Annotated in this window: 26 protein-coding genes and 3 pseudogenes; 13 read left to right on the top strand and 16 right to left on the bottom strand. The window is 66.9% G+C overall.

Annotated features, from left to right (window positions below; genetic code table 11):
- Positions 1–115: 115 nt before the first annotated feature.
- Together MBR110_RS25070 and MBR110_RS25065 are read left to right on the top strand one after the other, a co-directional pair.
- Complete coding sequence (locus MBR110_RS25070; protein ID WP_011880019.1) at positions 116–400, top strand: helix-turn-helix domain-containing protein; 285 nt, start codon at positions 116–118, stop codon at positions 398–400.
- On the top strand, positions 390–1694 hold the full coding sequence (locus MBR110_RS25065; RefSeq protein ID WP_059463648.1) for a HipA domain-containing protein: 1305 nt from the start codon (positions 390–392) through the stop codon (positions 1692–1694). Before MBR110_RS25070 ends, MBR110_RS25065 begins: the two co-directional genes overlap by 11 nt.
- Before the next feature lie 219 nt (positions 1695–1913).
- Here MBR110_RS25065 and MBR110_RS25060 read toward each other — a convergent pair whose 3' ends face one another.
- Together MBR110_RS25060 and MBR110_RS25055 are read right to left on the bottom strand one after the other, a co-directional pair.
- The gene (locus MBR110_RS25060; protein ID WP_011880017.1) at positions 1914–2126 is read right to left on the bottom strand and encodes a twin transmembrane helix small protein; all 213 of its coding nucleotides are present in this window, start codon (positions 2124–2126) and stop codon (positions 1914–1916) included.
- The gene (locus MBR110_RS25055) at positions 2123–2473 is read right to left on the bottom strand and encodes a hypothetical protein (RefSeq protein WP_059463649.1); all 351 of its coding nucleotides are present in this window, start codon (positions 2471–2473) and stop codon (positions 2123–2125) included. The genes MBR110_RS25060 and MBR110_RS25055 overlap by 4 nt, the downstream gene beginning before the upstream one ends.
- A gap of 301 nt (positions 2474–2774) precedes the next feature.
- On the opposite strand from MBR110_RS25055, the gene MBR110_RS25050 reads away from it, so the two are divergent.
- Together MBR110_RS25050 and MBR110_RS25045 are read left to right on the top strand one after the other, a co-directional pair.
- Positions 2775–3533 (top strand): YoaK family protein, encoded by a 759-nt coding sequence (locus MBR110_RS25050; protein WP_011880015.1) that lies wholly within the window; start codon positions 2775–2777, stop codon positions 3531–3533.
- A 73-nt stretch (positions 3534–3606) separates the two neighbouring features.
- On the top strand, positions 3607–3795 hold the full coding sequence (locus MBR110_RS25045) for a CopG family transcriptional regulator (RefSeq protein WP_011880014.1): 189 nt from the start codon (positions 3607–3609) through the stop codon (positions 3793–3795).
- 40 nt (positions 3796–3835) lie between these two features.
- Here the strand turns inward: MBR110_RS25045 and MBR110_RS25040 are convergent, their stop codons facing one another.
- Positions 3836–4672 (bottom strand): spermidine synthase, encoded by an 837-nt coding sequence (locus MBR110_RS25040; RefSeq protein ID WP_034192815.1) that lies wholly within the window; start codon positions 4670–4672, stop codon positions 3836–3838.
- A gap of 42 nt (positions 4673–4714) precedes the next feature.
- On the bottom strand, positions 4715–5059 hold the full coding sequence (locus MBR110_RS25035) for a zinc ribbon domain-containing protein YjdM (protein WP_014725746.1): 345 nt from the start codon (positions 5057–5059) through the stop codon (positions 4715–4717).
- 340 nt (positions 5060–5399) lie between these two features.
- Here MBR110_RS25035 and MBR110_RS25030 point away from each other — a divergent pair, with 340 nt between their 5' ends.
- The 3 genes from MBR110_RS25030 to MBR110_RS25020 all read left to right on the top strand — a co-directional run bounded on the left by MBR110_RS25030 (position 5400) and on the right by MBR110_RS25020 (position 6904).
- Positions 5400–5663, top strand: coding sequence for an HPr family phosphocarrier protein (locus MBR110_RS25030; protein ID WP_034192816.1), 264 nt, complete (start codon positions 5400–5402; stop codon positions 5661–5663).
- A 64-nt stretch (positions 5664–5727) separates the two neighbouring features.
- A complete protein-coding gene (locus MBR110_RS25025; protein ID WP_011880010.1) occupies positions 5728–5952 on the top strand; it encodes a hypothetical protein in 225 nt (74 codons plus the stop codon).
- Between the two features lie 397 nt (positions 5953–6349).
- Complete coding sequence (locus tag MBR110_RS25020) at positions 6350–6904, top strand: GNAT family N-acetyltransferase (RefSeq protein ID WP_230946844.1); 555 nt, start codon at positions 6350–6352, stop codon at positions 6902–6904.
- Positions 6905–6914: 10 nt separating this feature from the next.
- Here the strand turns inward: MBR110_RS25020 and MBR110_RS32290 are convergent.
- Positions 6915–7187 (bottom strand): annotated as a pseudogene (locus tag MBR110_RS32290) (efflux transporter outer membrane subunit); the annotation flags it as partial.
- Positions 7175–7963: pseudogene (locus MBR110_RS25015) on the bottom strand (HlyD family secretion protein); the annotation flags it as partial. The pseudogenes MBR110_RS25015 and MBR110_RS32290, both read right to left, overlap by 13 nt.
- Positions 7964–8127: 164 nt before the next feature.
- Between MBR110_RS25015 and MBR110_RS25010 the strand changes: the two are divergent.
- Both MBR110_RS25010 and MBR110_RS32285 read left to right on the top strand, forming a co-directional pair.
- Entirely contained in the window at positions 8128–8340 is a 213-nt protein-coding gene (locus MBR110_RS25010; RefSeq protein WP_060081291.1) for a hypothetical protein, read from the top strand.
- Between the two features lie 261 nt (positions 8341–8601).
- Positions 8602–9186 carry a manganese catalase family protein gene (locus tag MBR110_RS32285; RefSeq protein ID WP_231572235.1) on the top strand — a complete coding sequence of 195 codons (585 nt, stop codon included), beginning with the start codon at positions 8602–8604 and terminating at the stop codon, positions 9184–9186.
- Here the strand turns inward: MBR110_RS32285 and MBR110_RS25000 are convergent.
- Positions 9177–10295 (bottom strand): annotated as a pseudogene (locus tag MBR110_RS25000) (aminotransferase class V-fold PLP-dependent enzyme); the annotation flags it as partial. The gene MBR110_RS32285 and the pseudogene MBR110_RS25000 overlap by 10 nt on opposite strands.
- An 87-nt stretch (positions 10296–10382) precedes the next feature.
- Positions 10383–11708: a glutamate/aspartate:proton symporter GltP gene (gltP, locus tag MBR110_RS24995; RefSeq protein WP_059740441.1), complete on the bottom strand. Its 1326-nt coding sequence runs from the start codon at positions 11706–11708 to the stop codon at positions 10383–10385.
- A 147-nt stretch (positions 11709–11855) separates the two neighbouring features.
- Between gltP and MBR110_RS24990 the strand changes: the two genes are divergently transcribed.
- The 4 genes from MBR110_RS24990 (at position 11856) to MBR110_RS24975 (ending at position 16734) form a co-directional block, all read left to right on the top strand.
- The gene (locus MBR110_RS24990) at positions 11856–12764 is read left to right on the top strand and encodes a LysR family transcriptional regulator (RefSeq protein ID WP_034192821.1); all 909 of its coding nucleotides are present in this window, start codon (positions 11856–11858) and stop codon (positions 12762–12764) included.
- A gap of 349 nt (positions 12765–13113) precedes the next feature.
- Entirely contained in the window at positions 13114–14103 is a 990-nt protein-coding gene (locus tag MBR110_RS24985) for a c-type cytochrome (protein WP_181709646.1), read from the top strand.
- 13 nt (positions 14104–14116) lie between these two features.
- A complete protein-coding gene (locus tag MBR110_RS24980; RefSeq protein ID WP_181709645.1) occupies positions 14117–16621 on the top strand; it encodes a cbb3-type cytochrome c oxidase subunit I in 2505 nt (834 codons plus the stop codon).
- Positions 16606–16734, top strand: a complete 129-nt coding sequence (locus tag MBR110_RS24975) for a cytochrome c (protein ID WP_014725733.1) — start codon at positions 16606–16608, stop codon at positions 16732–16734. The genes MBR110_RS24980 and MBR110_RS24975 overlap by 16 nt, the downstream gene beginning before the upstream one ends.
- On the opposite strand, the gene MBR110_RS24970 is transcribed toward MBR110_RS24975, so the two are convergent.
- The 8 genes from MBR110_RS24970 to MBR110_RS24935 all read right to left on the bottom strand — a co-directional run bounded on the left by MBR110_RS24970 (position 16731) and on the right by MBR110_RS24935 (position 24611).
- On the bottom strand, positions 16731–17111 hold the full coding sequence (locus MBR110_RS24970; RefSeq protein ID WP_181709644.1) for a hypothetical protein: 381 nt from the start codon (positions 17109–17111) through the stop codon (positions 16731–16733). The two genes, MBR110_RS24975 and MBR110_RS24970, sit on opposite strands and share 4 nt — an antisense overlap.
- A 174-nt stretch (positions 17112–17285) precedes the next feature.
- Positions 17286–17684: a RidA family protein gene (locus MBR110_RS24965; protein ID WP_014725731.1), complete on the bottom strand. Its 399-nt coding sequence runs from the start codon at positions 17682–17684 to the stop codon at positions 17286–17288.
- Between the two features lie 103 nt (positions 17685–17787).
- A complete protein-coding gene (gene benD, locus MBR110_RS24960; protein WP_014725730.1) occupies positions 17788–18564 on the bottom strand; it encodes a benzoate diol dehydrogenase BenD in 777 nt (258 codons plus the stop codon).
- Positions 18561–19583, bottom strand: a complete 1023-nt coding sequence (gene benC / locus MBR110_RS24955; RefSeq protein WP_014725729.1) for a benzoate 1,2-dioxygenase electron transfer component BenC — start codon at positions 19581–19583, stop codon at positions 18561–18563. The genes benD and benC overlap by 4 nt, the downstream gene beginning before the upstream one ends.
- A 38-nt stretch (positions 19584–19621) precedes the next feature.
- Positions 19622–20110 (bottom strand): benzoate 1,2-dioxygenase small subunit, encoded by a 489-nt coding sequence (gene benB, locus MBR110_RS24950; protein ID WP_011879963.1) that lies wholly within the window; start codon positions 20108–20110, stop codon positions 19622–19624.
- A complete protein-coding gene (locus MBR110_RS24945) occupies positions 20107–21465 on the bottom strand; it encodes a Rieske 2Fe-2S domain-containing protein (protein WP_181709643.1) in 1359 nt (452 codons plus the stop codon). The genes benB and MBR110_RS24945 overlap by 4 nt, the downstream gene beginning before the upstream one ends.
- 111 nt (positions 21466–21576) lie before the next feature.
- A complete protein-coding gene (gene catA / locus MBR110_RS24940; protein WP_181709642.1) occupies positions 21577–22521 on the bottom strand; it encodes a catechol 1,2-dioxygenase in 945 nt (314 codons plus the stop codon).
- A 905-nt stretch (positions 22522–23426) separates the two neighbouring features.
- A complete protein-coding gene (locus tag MBR110_RS24935) occupies positions 23427–24611 on the bottom strand; it encodes a sugar transporter (RefSeq protein ID WP_181709641.1) in 1185 nt (394 codons plus the stop codon).
- Positions 24612–24756 lie beyond the last annotated feature (145 nt).

Genomic DNA, 24756 nt, shown 5'->3' with positions numbered 1-24756 from the left:
AACCTCGATTCAACTCCCGCAAATCGCTTTTCGTTTCCGATTGGATACGAACCGCGGTTGCACACCCGAATTGTGCAATACTGTTCCCGATCAGATACGAAGCACGGAGAACGTCATGTCGGAGTCCCAGTCCGTCGACACGCTCGGCGCGCTCGCCCATCTCATCCGCGCGGCCCGGTTGCAGCAGGGCTTCACGCGCGACGAGCTGGCGAATGCGACCGGTCTGTCGCCGAAATTCATCAGCCAGGTCGAAGCCGGCAAGCCGACCGCGCAGATCGGCAAGGTGATGCTGCTGCTCGGCGAGCTGGGCGTGCGGCTGTATGCCGAATCGTCGGTCGAGATTTCGGAGGCGACGGCGCTGAAGGCCGCGCAACGCCGCAGGAGCAGCCATGGCGGCTAGAACGCTGGTCGTGTCCGCCAACGGCGTGCGAATGGGCACGCTCGCCGACGACAAAGGAATCTGGTCGTTCGAATACGATGCGCAATGGCTGGCGAGCGCGGCCGCGTATCCGCTGTCGCCGGCGTTCGCGTTGCGCGGCGGCGCCTTCACCGACACGTCGAGCGATCGTCCGGTCCAGTGGTTCTTCGACAACCTGCTGCCCGAGGAAGGCATGCGCACGTCGCTCGCACGCGAAGCGAACGTCGCCGCCGCCGACGCATGGGGCCTGCTCGCGTACTTCGGGCGCGAATCGGCCGGGGCGCTGACGCTGCTGGCCGACGGCGAGCACGAAGCGCCCGGCGCTCTGCAACCGCTGCCGCTCGACGAGCTCGAGCGACGCATCCGCGCGATGCCCGAGCGCGCGCTGACGGCCACTGCGCCCAAGCGCATGTCGGCGGCCGGCGCGCAGCAGAAGCTGCTGGTGGTGCTGCGCGGCGACGCGCCCGATTACGCGCTGTACGAGCCGATCGGCAGCGAGCCGTCGATGCACCTGCTCAAGCCCGACATGCGCGCGGCCGGCTATCCGCATTCGGCGATCAACGAATTCTTCTGCATGAAGCTCGCGGGCAGGATGGGCCTCGACGTGCCGGACGTGCACTTCCTGCGCGCACCGTCCGCGTGCTACGTGATCGACCGGTTCGATCGCGACGTCGCCGCGCAGCCGGCCCGGCGGCTGCACACGATCGACGCGATGCAGTTGCTCAATTACGACCGCGGCTTCAAGTACCAGCGCGCGAACGCGCAGGAGCTCGCGCGCGCGATCGACCGCACCAGCACGCGGGCGCTTGCGCGTCTGTCGGTGTTCCGCTGGACCGTGTTCAACGTCGTGGTCGGCAATGGCGATGCGCATCTGAAGAACCTGTCGTTCTTCGTCGACGCGCGCGGCTACCGGCTCGCGCCGTTCTACGACATCGTCAGCACGGTCGTCTATCAGACGCCGACGCACCGGCCCGATCAGCGCGGCGATCATTGGCCCGACTGCGAGCTGACGATGCCGCTCGGCGCGGCGACGCGGTTTGCGGATATCGACGCGAATGCGCTGATGGCGTTCGGTCAGGCGCTGGGGCTCAGGGAGAAGGCGGCTGCGAGCGAACTCCAGCGCTTTCTGGAACCGCTCGACCGTCATGTCGCGCAGACGCTCGATGAGGTGCGCGAGCTGGCGAAGCCGGATGCCGGCGAGATGCGGCTGCTGAATTCGATCGTCGCGATGCCGATCGCGGAGATGGGGCGGGCGTTACGCGGGGGGCGCGGCTAGGCTACCGACGACGCGCGGATGGCGGCAACGCGCCGCGCATTGAACCAAACCGCCGTGTGATGCGTGGCGAGCCGACGCGCGCAAACCAACGCGTCGCATGACCGCCTTCGCACCACGGCTTCGGTCGAACGGCCAGCGGCTCGAGCGATCTTCTCGCCACGCCGCTGCCGTCACATACGGAACCCTGACAGCGCAGAAATCCGCCGCACGTCGCGCCCGTCACCGCCCGATCGGCAACCCGGTCGGCTCGATCCACCCGAGCTTGTACGCGATCAACAGCGACAGGAACAGCGTGACCGACAAGCCCACGCGCGCCGCGAGCGACCACGCCATCCGCTTGCTCTTCCCGCGGTCGTGGTTCATGAAATACAGCGCGAAGATCAGGCTTCCGATGATCAGCACGAAAGCCGTTGAAACAAGTGCAACCTTCATTGTGGATGGTCCTCCAGGCCGTGATCGGCCTTCAGCAGTTCGGCGAGTTTTTGCCGCTCGGCCGCGACGTCGGCGACGCCCGATGCCGGCCAGTCCAGCGCGACGCCATTGCCGAGCGAATCGCGCACGAGCGCTTGATAACGCCGGTCGCTGATCCGCCCGTCGGCCATCGATTCCGAGATCTCATGCCGCAACGGTAGCGGAAAGTTCGCGTATCCGCGCGACAGCGCCGCATATTGCCGCGCGTCGATTTCCTTCGACGACGGCACGACCGCCCACAGGACGACGGCCACGATAGCCACGAACGGAATCGCCGTGTAGCGGAGAACGAACTTGATGGGGGTCATGATGCGGATATCGAGCGAACTGCGAACGGGTGGCGGGTGCGGCCGGGTCGATCCGGAAGCAGCCGGCAACCGGCTGCACGAACGATGCCGGCCGAAAAACACGCTCCGTCGGCATCGCGAGACATTGTACTTAAAGTGCAGTCTGACTAACAGAGTATGATAATGTAATTATCATGTATCGCAGATGATGCAAGCGATCCGGCACCGTTTGCCGCCGGCCCGCAGGTCCGGGGCCGGCACCAGCGCGTGCCGCCCTGTCCGTGCCCGGCGATCCGGGCGATCGAGCGAACCCCGAACCCTTATGCCAGCGCAGTACTTTCTGAGTCTGACCGGAAAACACCGGAGCGCACCCGCCAATCGCCAGCTGGGCTTCTCGCTGGCGTTCGTGGCCGGCGCGGCCAACGCCGGCGGCTACCTCGCGGTCAAGCAATACACGTCACACATGAGCGGCATCGTGTCGGCGATCGCCGATCAGACCGCGCTCGGCGACATCCCGCTCGCGCTGGCCGGCGTCAGCTCGCTGGCGTCGTTCCTGGTGGGCGCCGGCTGCTCGGCGATTCTGGTCAACTGGGGGCGGCGGCGCGGGCTGCAGAGCCAGTTCGTGCTGCCGCTGCTGGTCGAAGCCGTGCTGCTGCTGGTGTTCGGCCTGCTCGGCAGCCATCTCGCGCTGTGGGAAGGGCTGTTCGTGCCGGCGACGGTCACGCTGCTCTGCTTCATCATGGGGCTGCAGAACGCGACGATCACGAAGATGTCGGGCGCCGAAATCCGCACGACGCACATGACCGGCATCGTCACCGATCTCGGCATCGAGCTGGGCAAGCTGTTCTACTGGAACCGCTCGGCCATGGTCGTCGACGCGCATGCGGTGATCGCCAACCGGTCGAAGCTGAAGATTCACGCGACGATGCTCGCGTCGTTCTTCATCGGCGGGCTCATGGGCGCGATCGGCTTCAAGCATGTCGGCTACGTGTCGACCGTGCCGCTCGCCGGTGTGCTGGTCATGCTCGCCGCGATGCCCGTGATCGACGATCTGCTCACATGGTTCGAACGCCGGCGTTGAGCGCGGCCCCGGCCCGGCCGCCAATGCCGACGAATTTCAATCCGATCAACCTATCGAATACGCACGCCTGACGATGGAAACGAAAACCGCCCGCCTGACCGTCCTGATCGATCCCGCGAAGAAGGAAGCCTTCGAAATACTGTGCGCCGAGCAGGATCTCACGCCGTCGCAAGTCGTGCGTCAGCTGATCCGCGAATATCTCGACACGCACGGCATCAGCTACAAGACCAAGAGCGCGGTCGCGAAGCGGGTACGGAAATAACGCTGCGCGCATGGCGGCGGCGCCGTCGCGCGCACCGCCGTCACGTGCAGATTTCCCAGCGGGGATGTTCGCGCGCGCGCCACACCAGCCGCGCCGGGTCGATACCCTCGCCCGCCTTCATGCGCCGCGCGGTGGACGCCAGCTTGAGCTCGCCGGCCGAGCCGAACGCGAGCGCACGCTCGAGCAGCACGCGCAACGACGGCAACGGGTTGCCGTTCTTCCACGCGAACGCGATGAAATTGTTGTCGTCGCCGCACGGCACCAGCGAGTACGAATCGTCGAACACCGCGCGCAGCTGTTCGAGATGCCGCGGCAGCGCCGGATCGTCGTTCATGAAGTTGATCGCCAGCACCCCCGTTTCACTGAGCCGCGCGCGGCATGCGTCGAGGAATTCGGCGCCGGTGCAGCGGCCGGCCGTGCCGTCGGCGACGAACGCATCGTGCAGGATCACGTCCGCACGCACGTCGGGACGCGCGACGTAGTCGGCGCCGTCCGCACACACCACTGCGAAGCGCGCGTCGTCGCATGGAATCCGGAACACGTCGCGCAGCGCGATCACCTGCGGATTGATCTCGACCGCCTCCATCGCGCTGCCGGGCAAGTGGCGGTAACAGTACTTCGCGAGCGATCCGCCGCCGAGCCCGAGCATGCTGATGCGCGCGGGCGCCGGCTGCAGCAGCAGGAAGCCCATCATCACGCGCGTGTAGCCGAGTTCGAGCCGGACCGGATCCTTCAGCGACATGAAGCTCTGCGTGCCGAAATGATCGAAATGCAGCGACACCGCGTGCTTCGTCTCGAGCACGAACGGACGCCCGTCGCTCAACGGCGTCGCCAGAAAACGCAGGAATGCATCGTACGATGCCCGATCGTCGCTCATGTTCGGCAAGCCTTGCGATTGGCGCTCCGCGCCATGACGCGCTCAGACCTTCTTCAGGTAGCAGGCCTTCAGCATGAAGCCGCCCATGTCGGTCTTGCAATCGACTTCGTGATCGCCGCCGACGAGCCGGATGCTCTTCACCTTGGTGCCCATCTTCAGCGTGATCGACGAACCTTTCACGCGCAGGTCCTTGATCAGGACGACCGAATCGCCGTCCGACAGCACGTTGCCGTTCGCATCCTTCACGACGTCGCCCGCCGGCTCGTCGCCCGCTTCGGCGCCAGCGCCGGCCGACCATTCGTGACCGCAGTCGGGACACACGTACAGCGTGCCGTCCGGGTAAGTGTTTTCCATCGCGCATTGCGGGCAGGCGGGGGCGGCGTTCATTGCAGCTTCCATTCGGTGGGGGGTTCGGGTCAATCGACAAAAAAATACCGGCGCGCAAACCGGCGCCGGGATCGCATGTCGCAGCGGCCCGCCAACGTTCGACAGGCCGCAGATCATGCGCACAACATTATAATGCCATACACATAAACTGGTGTACGTATTATAATCCTCCGTTCCGATCGTTCGCCGGACTTGATCGCCGCTTAACCGAGGATGCCGACATGTTCGAGATAGATGATGCAGCCAGGCTGGTCGCACGATGCAGCGACGCAAGCACCCAGCCGATCCTGCCGGCCGCCGCGCGCCGTTCCGACCGCGCGCTTCGCGGCTGATCCGCATCGTGGCAACCGTCGTCTACGTCCAAATCGGTGCGGCATGGAACCGCAAGCGCGCGAGCCATGCGCGCGATGCGCTGGTCGCGGCGGCTCGCCGCTTCGAAAGCGACATCCTGCTGATCGCCAACGGCGTCAGCGCCGCCGCCAAGGACGCCGCCGCGATCGCGGCGCTGCAGTTGCACGGCGGCACGTCCGCCCAGTTGCTGGCCACCGGCCGCGACGAGGACACCGCGCTGCAGGCGCTGCTGCCGTTGCTGCAGGCCGGCTGACGCTGCGTCGTCCGGCCCCACGGCCCCGTGCCGTCCACCCCGAATCACCCAGCCAGAGGAAGCGATGAACGACAACGCCACGTCCACCAACACCCCCAACCTGTCGGCCGCCGCACTGTGGGCGCTCGAGCGCCTCGCCGACGTGCGCTATGGCCGCGATGCGCCGGCGCTCGGCTGGTCGGTCGAGCACGAACTCGTCGGCGCGGGTTTCGTCAGCCATTCGGCGAACGGCCGCTCCGGCGCGTCGATCACCGCGCACGGGCGCAATTTTCTGAAAAGCCGCAAGTAGTCGGCGGCCGGCATGCGGCCGCTGACGCGTCGCGCCAGTACGCGGGCGGGCCGTACGTCGGCATGAGCGGACTCGTTGGCGACGCTCCGCGGGGCGTCGCCGCGCGAGTGTGCGGGTCTCTGGGTCTGTGAATTGCAAGCCCACCAGTCAGCAAGTCCGCAGGTCCGCGGGTCCGCACGCCTCGCGTGACGGGCAAGCGAGCAGCACTCGACGAGCGCCTGCGCGATCGCACGCGACAGCGTCGCGAGAACGACGGGTAGCGACGGCCGTCGACACGCGCGGATTCCACGATACAGGCGGGGCTTTGCGCATCCGCAGCGCGTTCCGCGGTATCGTACGGCAGCCCGAAGGCGACGCCGCGTGCCGCCTTCGCCCGTCCTTCCCGATGGAACGCCCGATGACATCCAGCGCCCTGCCGCCCGTCACGTCCCCGCCCATTCTCGACACCCCACGCCTGATACTCGAAGGCCATCCGCTCGGCGACTTCGAGGCGCTCGCCGCAATGTGGACCGAGCCGACCGTCGTCGCGCACATCTTCAACGGCAAGCCGTCGGCGCCGCGCGACTCGTGGATGCGGCTGCTCGCGTATCGCGGACTGTGGCCGCTGCTCGGCTACGGCTACTGGGCGATTCGCGAGAAGGCGTCGGGCCGCTACGTCGGCGATCTCGGTTTCGCGGACTTCCACCGCGCGGTCGAGCCGTCGATCCGCGGCGTGCCGGAGGCCGGCTGGGCGCTCGCGAGCTGGGCGCACGGCAAAGGCTATGCAACCGAAGCGCTCACGCACGCGCTGCGTTGGCTCGATGCGCAGCAGCGCTTCGAGCGCAGTGTCTGCCTGATCGCGCCGACCAACACCGCGTCCATCCGCGTGGCGCAGAAGGCCGGCTACGCCGATCCGGTGCGCGTTCGCTTCAACGACGCCGATTCGCTGCTGTTCTCGCGCGCGTGCCTGTGAGGGCCGCGCGCTATTGAAACGCGGCCGATGTGGCCGCGCGTGACGGCGACGCCGCATCGCTCGGCGCCGCATCCCTCGACACCGCATCTCTCGACGCCGCATCCCCCATCTTCGCAGCCGCCACCGTACCCGACGTCTGCCACCCGCCGCCGAGCGCCTTGTACAGCGCGACGAGATCCGTCGTCGTCTGCTACTCGCCCTGCACCGCCTGTTGCCGCCCCTCCGACCATTGCCGCTCCGCGTCGAGCACGTCCAGAAACGGCGACAGCCCCTTGCGGTAACGGCCAGCGCCTGCCGGTACGCGGCGTCCGCCGACTCGATCTGTGCACGCGCCTGGCGGTACTGCGCCGGATACTGCACGCGGGCGATGTCGAGCTGCACGCGCGCCGCATCGAGTTGCGCCTGCGCGAGGCCGAGCTGTGCGCGCGCCGCGTCGACCCGCGCGCGATAGTCGCGCGGATCGATTTCGACGAGCACGTCGCCGCGATGCACGAAGGTGTTGTCGTCGACGGCAAGCCGGGGCACCTAGCCGGACACGTGCGGCGCCATCGCGACCGCGTTGCCGTCGGTATAAGCGTCATCCGTGCGCTCCTGATCGGGCGTCGCGAGCCACCACGCGAGCCCGACGATCAGCAACACCAGCAGCACCGCGCCGAGGATGATCAGCGGCTTCCTCCCCGGGCGCTTGCGTTCGCCGTCATGGCTGTCGCCGTCGCCATCGCCGCCGGTGCGGCCGCCGCGATCGTCGTGCGGATGGCCGTCACCGCCGCCGCCGCCCGGCGCGTCGGTGTCGCGCTCATCGCGGTCGTCGCGGCGGTCGCGGCCGGCATTGCCGTCGTCGCCGCCGGCCGCGTTGCCGTCTCCGGCGCGCGCAACGGCGACGCGCGGTGCGAGACCGACCGCACCACCGGCGTAGGCCGATACCGCGACGCGGGGCGGCGCGAGAGCGCGCCACGCGCACACGGCCGCGCGTCGCGCCGGCGTAGACGCAAAAGCACGCAGGAGGGAGGCAAGGACTTGCTGCGGATCGGACAGCGGGAACAGGGTCGCATCTGACATCGAACATCGCTCCAGGCAACGGCCGCGCGCGACATTGCGCGGGCCGGCCTCGACGGCGCGGGTGAGCAAACGGCGCGCCCGGCCGTGTGCATCGCCACGCGAAGGCGCCGGCACGGGCGATGCGTGCGCGCCTTCCCCCCATGTTCCGACAGGAAGCCAGCCCGATGACCCGTTCGAATTCACTCGACACCGATTCGCAAGGACAGGACCGCGGCGACAGCACGCCCGGCCCCGAAGGCAAGCGTCACGGCACGCACACGCCGCCGCCGCGCAGCGCGCACGATCCGGCCGAAGGCAAGCCGCTGCCCTCCGATGAACGCGCGCCGGCCGATGGTGCCGGGGCGCACATGCCCACAGGCAACGGCGATACGCGCTGACTGCGCTTGCCCGGTGCTATCGCCGCGCAGCTGCGCGCACACTCGCGCGCTGACGGCAGAAATGACAACGCGTTGAAAAGTCGCGGACGGATGCGGCGCAGGGCCGTGCATCGGCCCCATCACGGTATGGCTTCCGCGCCCGTCCAGCACCCGAACGCCGTCCGGCAACGATGCGCGCGCCCGAGCAGCCCCAGCACTAAGGGTGCGCGTCGTGCTCGCGGCTGCATCGCAGGTGTGCTCCCCTCCCTCAACGGAGGTTTCATGTTCATTCACAACACACGGCTTCAGTACACGGTACGCGTCGATGCGCCCAATCCGGGGCTCGCGAACCTGCTGCTCGAACAGTTCGGCGGCCCGCAGGGCGAACTCGCCGCTGCGATGCGCTATTTCACGCAGGCGGTCACCGAGGAGGATCCAGGCCGCAAGGACATGCTGTTGGACATCGCGACCGAGGAGTTGAGCCACCTCGAAGTGATCGGCTCGCTGGTCGCGGCGACCGTCACTTCATCAAGGGCCGGGATCGACCCTGAACTGCCCCTCGACGCGGCGTATCAGCAGTCGGGTGTTGGCTTGAACTCGACCATTTGTTTGCAAGCGATACCTGTGACTCTCCCGACATGCAAACTAGCTGCCCCTCCGACGTGGCTATGGGGACGCACCGAGAATCACAATAAAATCTCGATGCGTCTCTGTCTCACCCTCCGCTATCCGGCGAGCCGACTCGCGATCGCAATGTCCTCAGTCACTGCCAGGAACTTCGCAACGTCACTCGGCGCATGGCAATGCAACGGAGAGATGCGCACCGCACCGTCGAGGCTGAACGATTTCAACATCCGCCCCGAGTAAAGGCTCGTCGCAATCCGCTCATAGACGATCACGCCCCGCTCTTCATAGGCGCGTACGGCGGCGGTCGGGTCCAGGTTATCGAAGTCGATGCCGGCGATCAGATCGCGGCGCGTCAGATCGTCGTGATCCCAGAACACGCGTACGCCTTCGATCGCTCGCAGCCCGCGCTGTCCGTCAACGCCGTCGAGCAACAACGAAAGCAGCGCGCGCTCGTGCTCTTCGATGCGCTGCATGCCTTGTACGAACCGTTCGCGCCGGTCTTCGGCGTCGCTAAACTGGGTGCCGATCCACGCGACATAATCGACGATCGCGCTCACCACGGCGAATTGCGCGGGCGCGGGGCTGCCGAGTTCCCAAACCCCTTTGTCCTTGGCCGCGAGCCGATGATGCGGAAGTTCGGCAAGCCGTTCGGACAGCCATGACACGCCAGAACCACGGCACCCGAAGAACTTGTACGGCGCGAAATTGATGCCGTCCACAGGGGTCTTTTGCAGATCGATAACCGCATGTGGCGCATGCTGAACCGCATCGACGATGATAAAAAGATCCGGCTTGCGCGCTCGCGCACGTTCGACGATGGCCGCAATATCGAGCTTCGCGCCCGAGATATTCGATGCGTACATCACGCTTAAAAGTGCCGTATCGTCGTCGATGAGCGCGACGATGGCATCGGTATCGACGCCGCCGGTTTCGGCATTGCTCGGTGCAATGCGAAGCTCCTTGTTCGTACGCTCGCAGTACATCGTCATCGCATCGAAAGACGACGGATGCTCGAGAATCGTGGTGACGGCGTTCGTGCCCGGCACGTTCTCCATCACCGCGCGGACCATGTCGAACATCGCCGCCGAAGCGGTCAGCGAGAGGTACGCACTTCCGCCGCGCGCGTTGAGGATGCGGCGCACGTCGTCTTCGCCGCGCGCCTGAATATCCTGCAGAAACAGCGCGCGCTCGTGGATACGCTCGGGGCAGTCCGGCAGCGCATCGATTCGCGCGAATGCTTCCAGTGCCGATTTCAGTCTGAACGACCCGCCTGCGTTGTCGAAGAAAAGACGCTCACGGTTGTCGATATCGCGATCGACGTAATGAAAGCGCTGCTTGATGGCCTCCATCATCGATGCTGAAAACAACTGCCCGCGATTGCTGCTCATTGGATCTGCTCCTCGTTCCATGTTAGTCATTACTGAATTCAACGAATCTCATGCGTCCAGCGACGCGATATACGCCTTGCCTTTCTCCGCGTCGTACTGGCCTTCCCAGCGGGCGATGACGAGCGGCGCAAGCGCGTTGCCCACCACGTTCAGCGCGGTGCGTCCCATGTCCATGATGCGGTCAACCCCTGCGATGAACGCGAGCCCTTCGAGCGGTAGTCCCGCACTGGCGAGCGTCGTGAGCAGGATCACGAACATGAAGCCGGGCACGCCTGCCGCGCCTTTGGAGGTCACGACCATCGTGAGCACGAGCACGATCTGTTCTTGCACGCCCAGATGCACGCCATAGAGCTGTGCGACGAACAGGGTGCCGATGCCGAGATAGATCGACGCGCCATCCAGATTGAACGTGTAGCCCGTGGGCACCACGAACGTCGTAATGCTCTTCGGCACGCCGAAGTCTTCCATCTTCTTCATCAGTTGCGGCAAAACCGTCGCCGAACTGCACGTCGAGAAGGCGATGATCAATTCGTCCTTGATGACGCGCACCAGCGTGAAAATGTTGAAGCCAAAGAGGCGTGCCGTAATGCCGAGCACGAACACCGCGAACAGCACGATCGCGAGATACGTCACCGCAACCAGCTTGATGAGCGGCAGCAGCGAACCGAAGCCGAAACTCGCGACTGTCACCGCGATTAGCGCACACACACCGAACGGCGCGTAACGCATCACCATGCCGGTGACCTTGAACATCGCATCGCTGATGCCCTTGAAGGTTGCGAGCACCGGCTGGCGATATTCGGCAGGCACGGATTGCAGGCCCAATCCGAACAGCACGGAGAAAAAGATCACCGGCAGCAGATCGCCGCGCCCCATCGCCATGACGATGTTGTCGGGAATGATGCTCAGCAAAAGCGCCATGAAGCCGTGATGACCCTGCGTTTGCTGCGTGGTCTGCTGATAGCGCGAAATATCGGTGTGGCCGAGCTGGGACAGATCCGTGCCCAGCCCCGGATGCAGCACGTTGCCGAGCACGAGTCCCAGCACGATGGCGATCGTCGTGATGACCTCGAAGTACACGAGCGTCTTCAGGCCGATGCGCCCGAGCGAGCGCCCGTCGCCGACGCCCGCGATGCCCATCACCATGCTCGTGAACACGATGGGTACGACCACCATCTTGATCAGACGAATGAAGATATCGCCGGCCGGTTGCAGGAAGCCGTTGATGGCTGACTCGCGAAACTCCGGGAAACGGTTGAGCACCAGCCCGACCGCAATGCCGGCGATCAGGCCGATCAAAATTTGCCACGCGAGCCCGATGCGAGGCTTGCGCGCCGCGCGTTCGGGGTGAGGTGTTTCCATGACGGACTCCATGCGCTCTCCAGACACGTATCGGTTGATATAGATGAGTCGAGCCTCTGCAGGGACTCGTTAGAGGAAAAAGTACCCAGTCAAAATGAACTAAAAAAGCGATTTTTTTCTATGAGAAACTATCGCTTTTAGTGATGTGAGTCCGGAGCCATGCTGACGTTCAAGCAAATGGAAGCCTTGTACTGGATCGTCCAGCTCGGCTCGTTCGAAGCGGCCGCGACGCGCCTGAATACCACGCAATCGGCGATCTCCAAGCGCGTGCAGGAACTGGAGCGGGCTTTCGACATGGCGGTGTTCGACCGCGCGAATCGCAGCGCGCGCCTCACGGAGAAGGGCACAGAATTCTTCGAGCACGCGAGGGAATTGCTCGAGCGGCGTGACCAGATCGTCGAGCGCATGAGCTCGAAAGAGGCGCTGGTTCGGCAAATTCGCATTGGCGTAACGGAACTCACGGCCCTGACGTGGCTGCCGCGCCTCATTGCCGCGATTCAGGCCGAATACCCTAAGGTCAAGGTCGAAGCGGAGGTCGATCTGAATGCAACATTGCGCGAGCGGCTGGCGGCTGCCACGGTGGACGTGATCATCGTGCCGCAGATGCACGAAGTCGAGCCGTATGCATCGACGCTCGTCGGTCAGGTCCGGAATGCGTGGATGTGCGCGGCCAGTCTCGCGCCGGGAAAGCGTGCGATTCCGCTTGCCGATATCGCGAAGTTTCCGCTGATTTTGCAGGGCGGCCTGTCGGGTACGGGCTACGTGTATAGCCGGTTTCTGGAGGAGCAAGGGGTCGCGTTGCAGAAAGTGCTGGCGAGCAACAGCCTGATTGCGCAGATTGGGCTCACACTGTCGGGGCTTGGCGTTAGTTACCTACCCGAAGCCTGTCTTGCGCGCATGGTCGAGCGACGTGCGCTCGTTGTGGTGCCGACGCGGCCCGCGCTCCCGCTAGTGCGGTACGTCGCCATGCATCGGGCGGAACAGTCGCATTCGCTCAGTGCCGCCGTGGCGCGACTTGCGGCGCAATCGTGCGACTTCTCCTCTAATCTGCTTGATCCGGGAGTCTAGGCATCAGCAAAAGCGGTCGAAGTCGTTGACTCGTAGAATCGAGTGTACGCGGCGCTCGAAAGCACGCGATCTAGAGCTGGCAACCATTGCTCTCCAGTCTGGCGGAGCGAGCCGCTTTCGTGTGTCTTCAATCGGGACTGGGCCGGCCACTTGGTCCGTGCATCAGAAAGTCACCTTGTAGCCGAACTGAGTCAGACAATCTGACGCTGTCTGTTTGGTCTAGTCCAGCCCTATACGCGCGACGACCACGCCGCCGCGACTTCGTCGCCGCCCACCGCGCGCACCGCTTCGGGCACCCCCGTTGCCGCCCATGGTCATAGGCCTCGCCCTCATCACCTACCCGCCTCGCATGACGCTCCCCGACCCGTCCGATTTTCCGGTGCGCGCGGTGCCGCTCGCACCGTTGACGAAGGAGCGCGCGACGATCGTCTGCCGTCGCAACGGCCGCGTGCTGCTGGTCGCGCGCCGGCAAGCGCTGCGCTGGACGTTGCCGGGCGGCGTGATCCGCCGCGGCGAGTCGGCGCTCGCGCATGCGGCCGGGCCGGCCGCCCGGCCAGTGCTGGTGCTCGGCTGGGCGTTGCTGGCGCTGTGCGCGTTGGTGTGCGTGACGATCGCCGTGCTGCTGTTCGGCGCGCTCGTCTACATGCTGCGCGTGCTCGCGGTGGTGGCCGCGCCGCCGCGGCCGCCCGCGCTGACGATCGGCGTGACCGCGCACGACTGGTGGTGGGCCGTCCGCTATCCGGCCGACGCGGACGGCGCGGCGTTCGTCACCGCGAACGAGATACACATCCCGGTCGGCGAACCGGTGCTCGTCGAACTGACGAGCGCCGACGTGATCCACGCGTTCTGGGTGCCGCAACTCGCCGGCAAGACGCAGACGATCCCCGGCCAGACCAATCGCCAGTGGCTGCAGGCCGACCGGCCGGGCGTCTATCGCGGGCAGTGCTCGCAGTACTGCGGCGCGCAGCATGCGCACATGGCGTTCGAGGTCGTGGCCGAGCCGCCCGCCGCGTTTCGCGCGTGGCTCGCCGCGCAGCGTCAGCCGGCGCCGGCTGACGCGGCCGGCCCGGAGCTGCGCGGCCGGCGCCTGTTCACCGAACGCTGCGCCGGCTGCCACGCGGTGCGCGGCACCGACGCGACCGGCGATGCGGGCCCCGACCTGACGCACGTCGGCTCGCGCCGGCTGCTCGCGGCCGGCACGCTGGAGAACACGCCGGCCAACCTGCGCGACTGGATCGCCCATGCGCAGCAGCGCAAGCCGCAAACGCTGATGCCGTCGTTCGCGCTCGCGCCGCGCGACGCCGACGATCTCGCCGCCTATCTCGCAACCCTGCATTGAACGGAGGATGACGATGGCCGTTGCCCGCGACACGCGCCCCGCGCTCAGCCGCGTGCCCGACCTCGGCGACGCGCCGCCGGGCTCCGAGCACGAGCGGGCGCTCGCCGAGCTGTGGGAATCGGCGCCCGGCTGGCGCGGCTGGCTCGGCACGGTGGACCACAAGCGCATCGGCATCCGCTACATCGTCACCGCGTTCGCGTTCCTGTTGCTCGGCGGCGTCGAGGCGCTCGTGATGCGCATCCAGCTCGCGCGGCCGAACGCGACGGTGCTCACCCCGGCGCAGTACGACTCGCTGTTCACGATGCACGGCGTCACGATGATCTTCCTGTACGCGCTGCCGGTGCTGTCCGGCTTCGCGAACTACCTGTGGCCGCTGATGCTCGGCTCGCGCGACATGGCGTTCCCGCGGCTCAACGCGTTCTCGTACTGGGTGTTCCTGTTCGCCGGGCTGTTCCTGTACGCGAGCTTTCCGCTCGGCGCGGTGCCCGACGGCGGCTGGTTCAACTACGTGCCGCTCACGTCGCTCGACTACAGCGCGGGCGCGAACATCGACATCTACGCGCTCAGGATGATCCTGCTCGGCATCTCGACGACGGGCGGCGCCGCGAACTTCGTCGTCACGCTGTTGCGCATGCGTGCGCACGGCATGTCGATCGACCGGCTGCCGATCATCGTCTGGGGCACGCTGACCGCGTCGGTCGCGAACCTCGTGGCGGTGCCGTCGGTGAGCCTCGCGTTCCTGCTGCTGTGGCTCGACCGCAATGGCGGCCGGCCGCTGCTGTGGCAGCACCTGTTCTGGATGTTCGCGCACCCGCGGGTGTACGTCGTCGTGCTGCCGGCGATGGGCATCGTGTCGGACGCGCTGCCGACGTTCTGCCGCCGCCCGCTCGTCGCGTACGAAGCCGTCGCGGTATCGACGGTCGCGACGATGCTGATCGGCTTCGAGGTCTGGGTGCATCACATGTTCGCGACCGGCATCGCGCCGCTCGCGCTCGCGTTCTTCGGCGCGGCCAGCATGCTGATCTCGATCCCGAGCGCAGTCGCCGTGTTCGCGTGGATCGCGGCGATCTGGACCGGACGACCGGTGTTCCGCACGCCGTTCCTCTATTTCGCGGGCTTCGTGCTGATGTTCGTGATCGGCGGCGTGTCCGGCGTGATGACGGCGGCGGTGCCGCTCGACTGGCAGCTCACCGACACGTATTTCGTCGTCGCGCACCTGCATTACGTGCTGCTCGGGATCAACGTGTTCCCCGTGCTCGGCGGCGTGACGTACTGGTTTCCGAAGTTCACGGGCCGGATGATGAACGAGCGCTTCGGCCGGCTGACGTTCTGGGTCGTGCTGGTCGGATTCAATCTCGGCTTCTTCCCGATGCACGTGTCGGGGCTGCTCGGCATGCCGCGGCGCGTCTACACGTACCCGTCCGGGATGGGCTGGGACACGTCGAACCTGCTGACCACGATCGGCTCGTTCGCGTTCGGCATCGGCATCGGCATCGTGATGTTCGTCGTCAACCCGCTCGTCAGCGCGCGGCGTGGCCAGCGCGCCGGCGCGAACCCGTGGGGCGCGGCCGGGCTCGAATGGTCGGTCGCGTCGCCCGCGCCGGCGTACAACTTCGCGGTGCTGCCACTCGTCGCGTCGCGGCATCCGCTGTGGGAAACGCGCGACGCCGCGCAGCGCAGCAGCATGCGGGTCGGCTATCGGCTCGCGCACGGCCGCGAGGCGCTGGCGGTCACGCCGCTCGCGGCGAAGCCGAGCGCGATCCTCAAGATGCCCGACGACAGCTGCGTGCCGTTCGTGCTCGCGCTGCTGTCCAGCGCCGTCTTCGCGGCGATGCTCGCGCGCTCACCCGCGCTCGTGTGCGCGGATGGCAGCCGGCTGTATCCGGCGATGCGGTACCCGTCGTTCGCGCACCTGAGCGACGCCGACGTGCGTGCGCTGTACGCGTACTTCATGCGCGGCGTCGCGCCGTCCGCGAATGCGGCAACGCGTACGGAATTGCCGTTTCCGTTCAACCAGCGCTGGGCGCTTTCGCTATGGAGCCTGGTGTTCGCGAACCGCGACCGCGTCACGCCGCAGCCGTCGAAATCGGCGGAATGGAATCGCGGCGCGTATCTGGTGCAGGGGCTCGGCCACTGTGGCGCGTGCCATACGCCGCGCGGGCCGGCCTACAACGAGCGCGGCTACGACGAGCGCAGCCCGGCGTTCCTGACCGGCGGCATCAACGATCACTGGTTCGCGCCGAACCTTACGGGCGCGGCGCCGGACGGCCTCGGCCGCTGGTCGGCCGACGACGTCGCCGCGTTCCTGCGCGGCGGCCACGCCGCGCGCGGCGCGGTATTCGGCGCAATGGCGCCGGTCGTCGGCAAGCGCACCGCGCTACTGACCGACGGCGATCGTCATGCGATCGCCATTTACCTCAACCGACCAGCACGATCCGCATCGTCGTCGAAGGTGCGCAGCCGGCGCCCGGCAAGAACGGCCCCGTCGAGTGGATGCCGGCGATGCGCGACGCGCTGACGAGCAGTCAGATCGCCGCGGTGGTCCGCTACGTGCGCGGCGCGTGGGGGAATCGCGCGGCGCCGGTGTCCGAACAGGACGTCCGGCGATTGCGTGCGGCGATTCATCGCTAGGGGCGGCGCGGGTGGGTGAATCGGGTGGCGCCAAGGTCGGTGTCGGTGTCGGTGTCGGTGTCGGTGTCGGTGTCGGTGTCGGTGTCGGTGTCGGCTTCGGCTTCGGCATCGGCATCGGCTTCGGCTTCGGCTTCGGCTTCGGCATCGGCTTCGGCTTCGGCATCGGCTTCGGCTTCGGCTTCGGCTTCGGCTTCGGCTTCGGCTTCGGCTTCGGCTTCGGCTTCGGCTTCGGCTTCGGCTTCGGCTTCGGCTTCGGCTTCGGCTTCGGCTTCGGCTTCGGCTTCGGCTTCGGAACAGGATGTCAGGCGGTTACGCGCGGCGATCCATCGTCGGCGATACCGCGCGTGGGCGAACGGATCGACACGTATCCGACTCACCTTCACTCACGCCCATCTCCGATCGCGTTGCTCGCGGCGACGCAATCCGGCGGACTCATTGCGTCGTCGCGGCCCGACGTGCCAGCGATTTCGGTTCCATCGCGCGACTGGCCAGCGTCGCGCGCAATCGTACATACAACCAACCGACGACCTCGCACGTCGCGAGCCTCATGCTCACCGCTCCACCACCGCCACCGCCTTGATCTCCACGATGTAACCCGGCGCGCCGCCGAGCATGTGCGCGCCGACGGCCGTCCACGCCGGCCGCGGATGCGCGTGGAAATAACGGTCGCGCACCTGCATGAACAGCGGCAGGTCGCGCATGTCGGTATGGAACGTCGTCAGGTCGACCACGTCGTCGAGCGTCGCGCCGCCCGCCTCGAGCACGCGCTTGAGGTTTTCGAACGCCTGCACGATCTGCGCTTCACGACCTTCGACCAACTGCATCCCCGCGTCGCGGCCGATCTGGCCCGACACGTACACGGTATCGCCGACCTTGATCGCCGGCGCGTAGCCGATCTTGTCGTACACGCTTTCCATCCCGGCCGGGATGATCGCTTCGCGGTTGCGCATCGGTGTCTCCGTGGCCGGGCGCACAGCGCCGGCCGTTCCTCCTGTTGAACTGCAACGCGGCGCGCCTGACCGGGCGTCGCGGCCTCGCCTGACCGGGCGTCGTTCAGCCCGTATCGCCGCCTGCGACCGGCAGCACGGTGCCGGTGATGTAGCTCGCTTCGTCCGAGGCGAGGAACAGGATCGGCGCGATCTGCTCGTCGAGCGTGCCGTAGCGCTTGAAGAACGTCGAATCGGTCACCTGCCGCACCGCTTCGGCCATCCACGCCTGTTCCTGCGCGCTGTCGCCGGCCGCATTGCGCGGCACGCGGCGCGGCGGCGCCGTGGTGCCGCCCGGCGCGGTCGCGACCACGCGGATCCCGTGTTCCGCATACTCCATCGCGAGCGCCGCCGTCAACGCGTTGACGCCGCCCTTCGCGGCCGAATACGGCACGCGGCGAATCCCGCGCGTCGCGTTCGACGACACGTTGACGATCGTGCCGCCGCCCGCCTCGACCATATGCGGCAGCACCGCATGGCAGCTGTACAGCGTCGGCATCAGCGAGCGGCGAATCTCCGCGTCGATCTGCGCCGGCTCGAACTCGGCGAACGGCCGCATCCGGATCGCGCCGCCGACGCCGTTGATCAACACGTCGATCCGACCGAACGCCGCGATCGCACATGCGATCGCCGCGCGCGCGCCGTCGTAGGTTTCCAGATCGGCGACGCATGCGGCCGCGCTGCCCGCCGGCGCTTCGGCGGCCACCTCGGCGACGAATTCCGCACGATCGACCAGCAGCACGCTGCCGCCCTCGGCCGCCGCGCGCAATGCGACGCCGCGGCCGATGCCCTGTGCCGCGCCGGTGACGACGACGACCTTGCCCGAGAATCGTTGCATCATCATGCCGCCTTCGCCGTCACGTTCGGCGTGAACTTCTCGTAATGGAAACTGCGCGGCGTCACGCGCTGCTCGTCGAAATACCCGCGTACCGCGTCGACCATCGGCGGCGGCCCGCACAGATAGACGTCCACGTCGCCGTCGTTCAGCGCATCGGCCGGAATGTGCTGCGTGACCCAGCCCTTGCGCGCGTGGTTCGACGCCGCATCGGCAACCACCGTCGCGAACGTGAAGTTCGGCAGCCGCGCCGCGTACGCGTCGAGCGCCTCCACGCACACCAGATCGAGATCGCGCGTCACGCCGTAGACGAGATGCACCTTCTGCTGCGAGCCGCTGCGCGCGAGCACCTCGAGCATCGACAGGAACGGCGCGAGCCCCGTGCCGCCCGCGAGAAACAGCAGCGGACGCGCGACCTCGCGCAGGTAGAAGCTGCCGAGCGGCCCGTCGAGTTCGAGCGTGTCGCCCGCGCGAGCCGTCTCGAGCCACGTGCTCATCACGCCGCCCGGAATCTTCTTGATCAGGAAGGCGAGCTTCGCGTCGCCCGGCGCGGACGAGAACGAATACGACCGGTGCTGGCCGCTGCCCGGCACGCCGATGTTCACGTACTGCCCCGGCAGAAAGACCGGCGCGGCGGCGCCGACGTCGAGTTCGAGAACGATCGCCGCGTCGTTGTGCGGCTCGACCTTCGCGACGGTCGCGGCGAACGCGCCGTGGCCGGTCTTGCAGGCGAGCGACGACGCCGGCACCGCGATCACGCAATCGCTTTGCGGCACCATCTGGCAGGTCAGCACGACGCCGGCCGCCTTCTCGTCGTCGCTCAGTGCATCGTCGAGATAGTCGTCGCCGAGGTCGTAGCGGCCGCTTTCCGCGCGGCACTTGCAGGTGCCGCACACGCCGTCGGAGCAGTCCATCGGCAGGTTGATCTTCGCGCGGAATGCCGCATCGAGCACTTTCTCGCCAGCCTTGCAGTCGATGAAGCGGGTGACCCCGTCCTCGAAGTTCAGTGCGATCTGGTAGGTGGACATCGCTTCGTCTCCGTCTGGTTACTGTCGGTCGATCGGCGTCAGACGTGATACACGTCGAGCACCTGCCGGATGTAGTCGTTCTTCAGCACGATCTTCTTGTTCGAGATCAGCCACGCATCGCCCGCGCGACGCAGCGTGACGAACGCCGTGCCGAAGAAGTGATCGGTCACGCGGTAGCGGTGGTTCAGCGTGTGGAAGTTGTAGCGCACGTCCACCTCGCCGTCGCGCTGCGCCAGCACCTCGACGTTCGTCACGTTGTGGCTGGTGCGCGGCTCGGGCGTCGATGCGCCGCTGCGCTCCGTCTTGATCCGGAACACGCGGTCCTCGAGGCCGCCGCGATCGGCGTAGTACATCAGCGAGATCTGGCGTTGCGGATCCTCGGTCGGCCGATCGTCGTCGTCCCATGCCGGCATCCAGTACGTGACGTCCTCGGCGTAGCACGTGAGCCACGCGTCCCACTCGCGATCGTCGAGCAGGCGCGCTTCGCGATACAGCGCCGCGCAAATGGTCTGGTAGTCGATGTTCATGCCTGTGCCTCCCCGCGTTCCTGCTGCAACGCATCGCGCATCACGCGCACCCAGTATTCGTGCTGACACACGAACAGCCCTTCGTCCTCGCTGCGCTCGCCCGACACGCGCGGGTTCAGCCCCATCTTCGCGGCGTTCTCGTCGGGCCCGTCGATCCACAGCGGCGCGCCGCGCGACAGGTCGTTCCACATCGCCGTGCTGCCCGCGTAGCCGGCCTGGCATGCGCGGAATTCCTCGAGGTCGTCGGCGGTGCCCATCCCGGACACGTTGAAGAAGTCCTCGTACTGACGGATCCGCGTCGCGCGGTCGGCGTCGCTCTCGCCCTTCGGCGCGAAGCAGAAGATGCTGACCTCGGTCTTGTCGACGGCGAGCGGCCGCACCACGCGAATCTGCGTGCTGAACTGGTCCATCAGGAACACGTTCGGATACACGCACAGGTTGCGCGTCTGGTTCACGATGAAGTCGGCCTGCACCGCGCCGACGCGCGCGGCGATCTCGTCGCGATGCCGGTACACGGGCCGCACTTCCGGGTTCATCGTCTTGGTCCACAGCAGGATGTGGCCGTGATCGAAGCCGTAGACGCCCGCGACCGACTTGCTCCAGCCGTTCGCGTCGACGGCCTTGGTGCCGTCTTCCTTGCGGCGGCCCATCGTGGCCGCGTAGTTCCAGTGCACGGTGCTCACGTGATAGCCGTCGCAGCCGTTCTCCATCTGCATCTTCCAGTTGCCCTCGTAGATGTAGGACGAGTTGCCGCGCAACACTTCGAGCCCGTTCGGCGCCTGGTCGACGATCTGGTCGATGATCAAGCGCGCGTCGCCGAGGTAGTCCTCGAGCGGCAGCACGTCGTCGCTGAGGCTGCCGAACAGGAAGCCGCGATAGCTCTGGAAGCGCGCGATCTTCTTCAGGTCGTGCGAGCCGTTCGTGTTGAACTGCACCGGATACTCGGTGGTCTTCTCGTCCTTCACCTTCAACAGCTTGCCGGTGTTCGAGAAGGTCCAGCCGTGGAACGGGCACGTGAAGCTGCCCTTGTTGCCGTGCCTGCGGCGGCACAGCATCGCGCCCTTGTGCGCGCATGCGTTGAGCACCGCGTGCAGCTCGCCGGTCTTGTCGCGCGTGATGACGACCGGCTGGCGGCCGATCCACGTCGTGTAGTAATCGTTGTTGTCGGGGATCTGGCTCTCGTGCGCGAGATACACCCAGTTGCACTCGAAGATGTGCTTCATCTCGAGCGCGTACAGCGCCTCGTTGGTGAAGATGTCGCGGCGGCAGCGGAAGATGCCGGCGTCCTTGTCGTCCTGCACCGCGGTGGCGAGCAGGTGGTCCAGTTCGGTGGTGGGGTCGATCGTCGCGGACATGTTGGTTCCTCCTGTGCGCGTGCCGCGTCCTGCAAGCACGCTCGCATCGGTGTCGATTGAATCCTGGGGAGACCGGCGGCCGCGTGTTTGCGCGGCCGTGCGGTCGGGTGTTCAGGCGGCGGCGCTCGCGCGCGGGCGTTCGACGATCTGGTTGTCGGCGCCGCCGACGCGCGGCGTCAGCACGAAGTCGAACGTGATGTCCTGGTACGCGTCGGCCTTCAGCCCGAGCGCCGCGCCGCCGGTCTTCGTCGTGACGGGCGGGATCAGTTCCTCGCGCGTCGCATACGCGAAGTCATCCCAGATCAGCGGATCGCCTTCGATGTTGAACTGCGTCGTCAGCTTGCGATGGCCGTCGCTCGTCACGAAGAAGTGCACGTGCGCCGGACGGTTGCCGTGGCGGCCGAGGCGGTCCAGCAGCAGCTGCGTCGCGCCCTGCGGCGGGCAGCCGTAGCCGACCGGCATCAGCGTGCGGAATGCGTAGGTGCCGTCGGCGCCGGTCCTGACTGCGCCGCGCAGGTTGAAGTCGCGCTGCGCGCCGGTCGGATCGAAATGCGAATAGAAGCCGTGCGAGTTCGCGTGCCAGCATTCGACCAGCGCGCCGGCCACCGGCTTGCCGTCGAGGTCCTTGACCGTGCCGTGGATCACGAGCGGGCCGGCGCCTGCGTCGGCGTCGAGGTCGATCTTCGCGACGCCGTCGCGCACCGGTGCGCCCGCGACGTACAGCGGGCCTTCGATCGTGCGCGGCGTGCCGCCGTCGAGGCCGAGGGCGGCGTCGGCGGCGTCCATGCGGATGTCGAGATACTTCTCGAGCCCGAGGCCGGCCGCGAGCAGCGCCGCTTCGCCGTCCTGACCGAGCTTGTTCAGGTAGTTCACGCCGGCCCAGACTTCGTCGGGCGTGATGTCGAGATCGTCGATCGCCTTGAACAGGTCGCCGAGCAGCCGCAGCACGATCTGCTGCGTGCGCGCGTCGCCGGTGCTCGCGCCGTTGGCGTTCGCATTCGATGCGGCCTTCAGCAGATCCTGCACTTCCCTGGTTTCGAAAACCTTGACGCTCATGATGGTGTCTCCACGTGTAGTTTTGGAAAAAGCGATCGACGGGTGCGGCGCGCGCAACACGACGGCTGCTCGGATCAAACGTCTCCGCCGGATAGCGACGGCGGGCGGCGACGCGACGGTGTCGCCGAAAACTTCAGGTACGGCAACGCCGGTGGTGCGGTTGCGATGTCGTGCGGCTCGACGTTGCGCGGCAGGTCGCACGTTGCGTGTGGCGAGTTCATGGAACGGATTTATACGCGGCGGGGAAATGCTGCGTCCAATACTTTTGTCCTGGCTATTTGATACCCACCAGGTATCGAAATACATCGTACGAACGGAAATTTCGCGGCGCACGATACCTTGAATGGGCAGTCGAGCGTGCCGGGACGCTTGCTGGAGCGCGGTCGGAGGAGGTTTGGGGGCCGCGCGGGTATAGGCGTGCGGCGGCGCAGGCCGCGGTCGTGAAAACTGGGCGGAAGGCAGCGGTCGGCTGGGGGCGGCCAGGGTTTTCCTGACGGCGGAATGGAAGGATTTACCGTGGCGCTAGTGGAAATGCGGCGGCTTATCCGTTCGCCGGGATGACGTCGGCGGGACTGGGGCGCGCGGCGATGGTATCGCGCCGGTATAGGGAGTCGGCGGCCCGCGAAGATCTCGGGCCATCGCTGAGTGACCATCGCGCGAGGCACGTAGGTGCAGCGGCGCACCGGTGCGTCGGTGCGTCGGTGCATAGACGATTGACGTATCGACAAACCGGCACGTCGGCGCATCAGCGTCTCGGCGGATGGGGATGCGGCGGATGGGCGGACGGGCCGATTGATGCATTGGTACATCGGTGGGTCGACACACCGGGCGTCGGGCGTCGGCACACCAGCACATCACCAAATCGCCCACTGCGCCCTCACCGGCATCGCCGGCACAGCGCCGCCCTACGCCGCCGCGCGTCGCTCATGCAGCCGCAACGCGGCCCACGCGATCGCGGCCGACACGATACCGACCACGCCGCCGAACGTGCCGACCCACGCAAGGCCGAAATCCGCGGCGATATGGTTGCCGAGCAGCGCGCCGGCGCCAATGCCCACGTTGTACAGCCCCGAGAAGATCGACACCGCGAGATCGGTCGCGTGCGGCGCGAGCTTGAGCACCCACGCCTGCATCGCGAGCCCGAAGCAGACGATCGCGCCGCCCCACACCAGCGTGTGCACCGACAGCGTGACGATGTTCAGCGCGCTCGGAAACAGCACCAGCAGACATGCGGACAACGCCACGATCGACGCGAGCAGGAAATCGGCCGGCCGCTCCGGGAACACGCGATTGAAGCAGATGGCCGCGGGCATCCCGGCGACGCCGAACAGGATCAGCACGTAGGTGATCCGGCTGCTGCTCGCATGATTGACGGTCTGCACGAACGGCTCGATGTACGTGTACGACGTGAAGTGCGCGGACACGACCAGCACCGTGATCGCGTACAGCGACACCAGCGCCGGCTTGCGCAGGAACGTGCCGATGCTGGCGAGCGAGCCGGCGCCCTGGCTCGCGAGCGTCGGCAGCGTCGCGCGCAGCAGCAGCAACGCGACGGCCGCCGCCACGCCGATCACGAGGAACGTGACGCGCCAGCCGAGCGCTTCGCCGATCACGCGCCCGAGCGGAATGCCGGCGACCATCGCGATCGCGGTGCCCATCGCGAGCAGGCTCAGCGCGCGGCTCTTGCGGTCGCTCGGCGCGAGGCGCACCGCGAGCGGCACCGAGATCGACCAGAACACCGCATGCGCACACGCGACGCCGAGCCGCCCGATCATCAGCACCGTGAAATTCCACGCGACGCCGGTCACGACGTGACTGGCGACGAACACGAGCAGCGCGCAACTGAGCAGCTTGCGGCGCTCGACGTGACGCGTGACGAAGGTGAGCGGCAGCGACACGACGGCGACGGCCCACGCGTAGATCGTCAGCATCAGGCCGACGGCGGTGGGCTGCATCTGCAGGCTGTCGCCGATGGCGCTCAGCAGTGCGACGGGCACGAACTCGGTGGTGTTGAAGATGAAGGCAGTAAGGGCGAGGGCCAGGACGCCCCACCACGACTGCTCGAAACTGACGGCGTCCGGAGTTGCCATACGGGAATTCGACGAAGGTTGGGCGCGCGTGCGCGGGCCGTAACGGAGCGTGCCGGGCAGTGCCGCCCCGCGCATCGGGCCGATTGTACAGCGGTGCCCGACATGCCGCCGCGGCGCGAGGGCGACATGGCGACATGGCAGCGAC

Source organism: Burkholderia sp. MBR-1, from assembly GCF_013822785.1.
Taxonomy (GTDB): Bacteria; Pseudomonadota; Gammaproteobacteria; order Burkholderiales; family Burkholderiaceae; genus Burkholderia; species Burkholderia vietnamiensis.
This window is presented reverse-complemented; position numbering and strand designations above follow the sequence as displayed.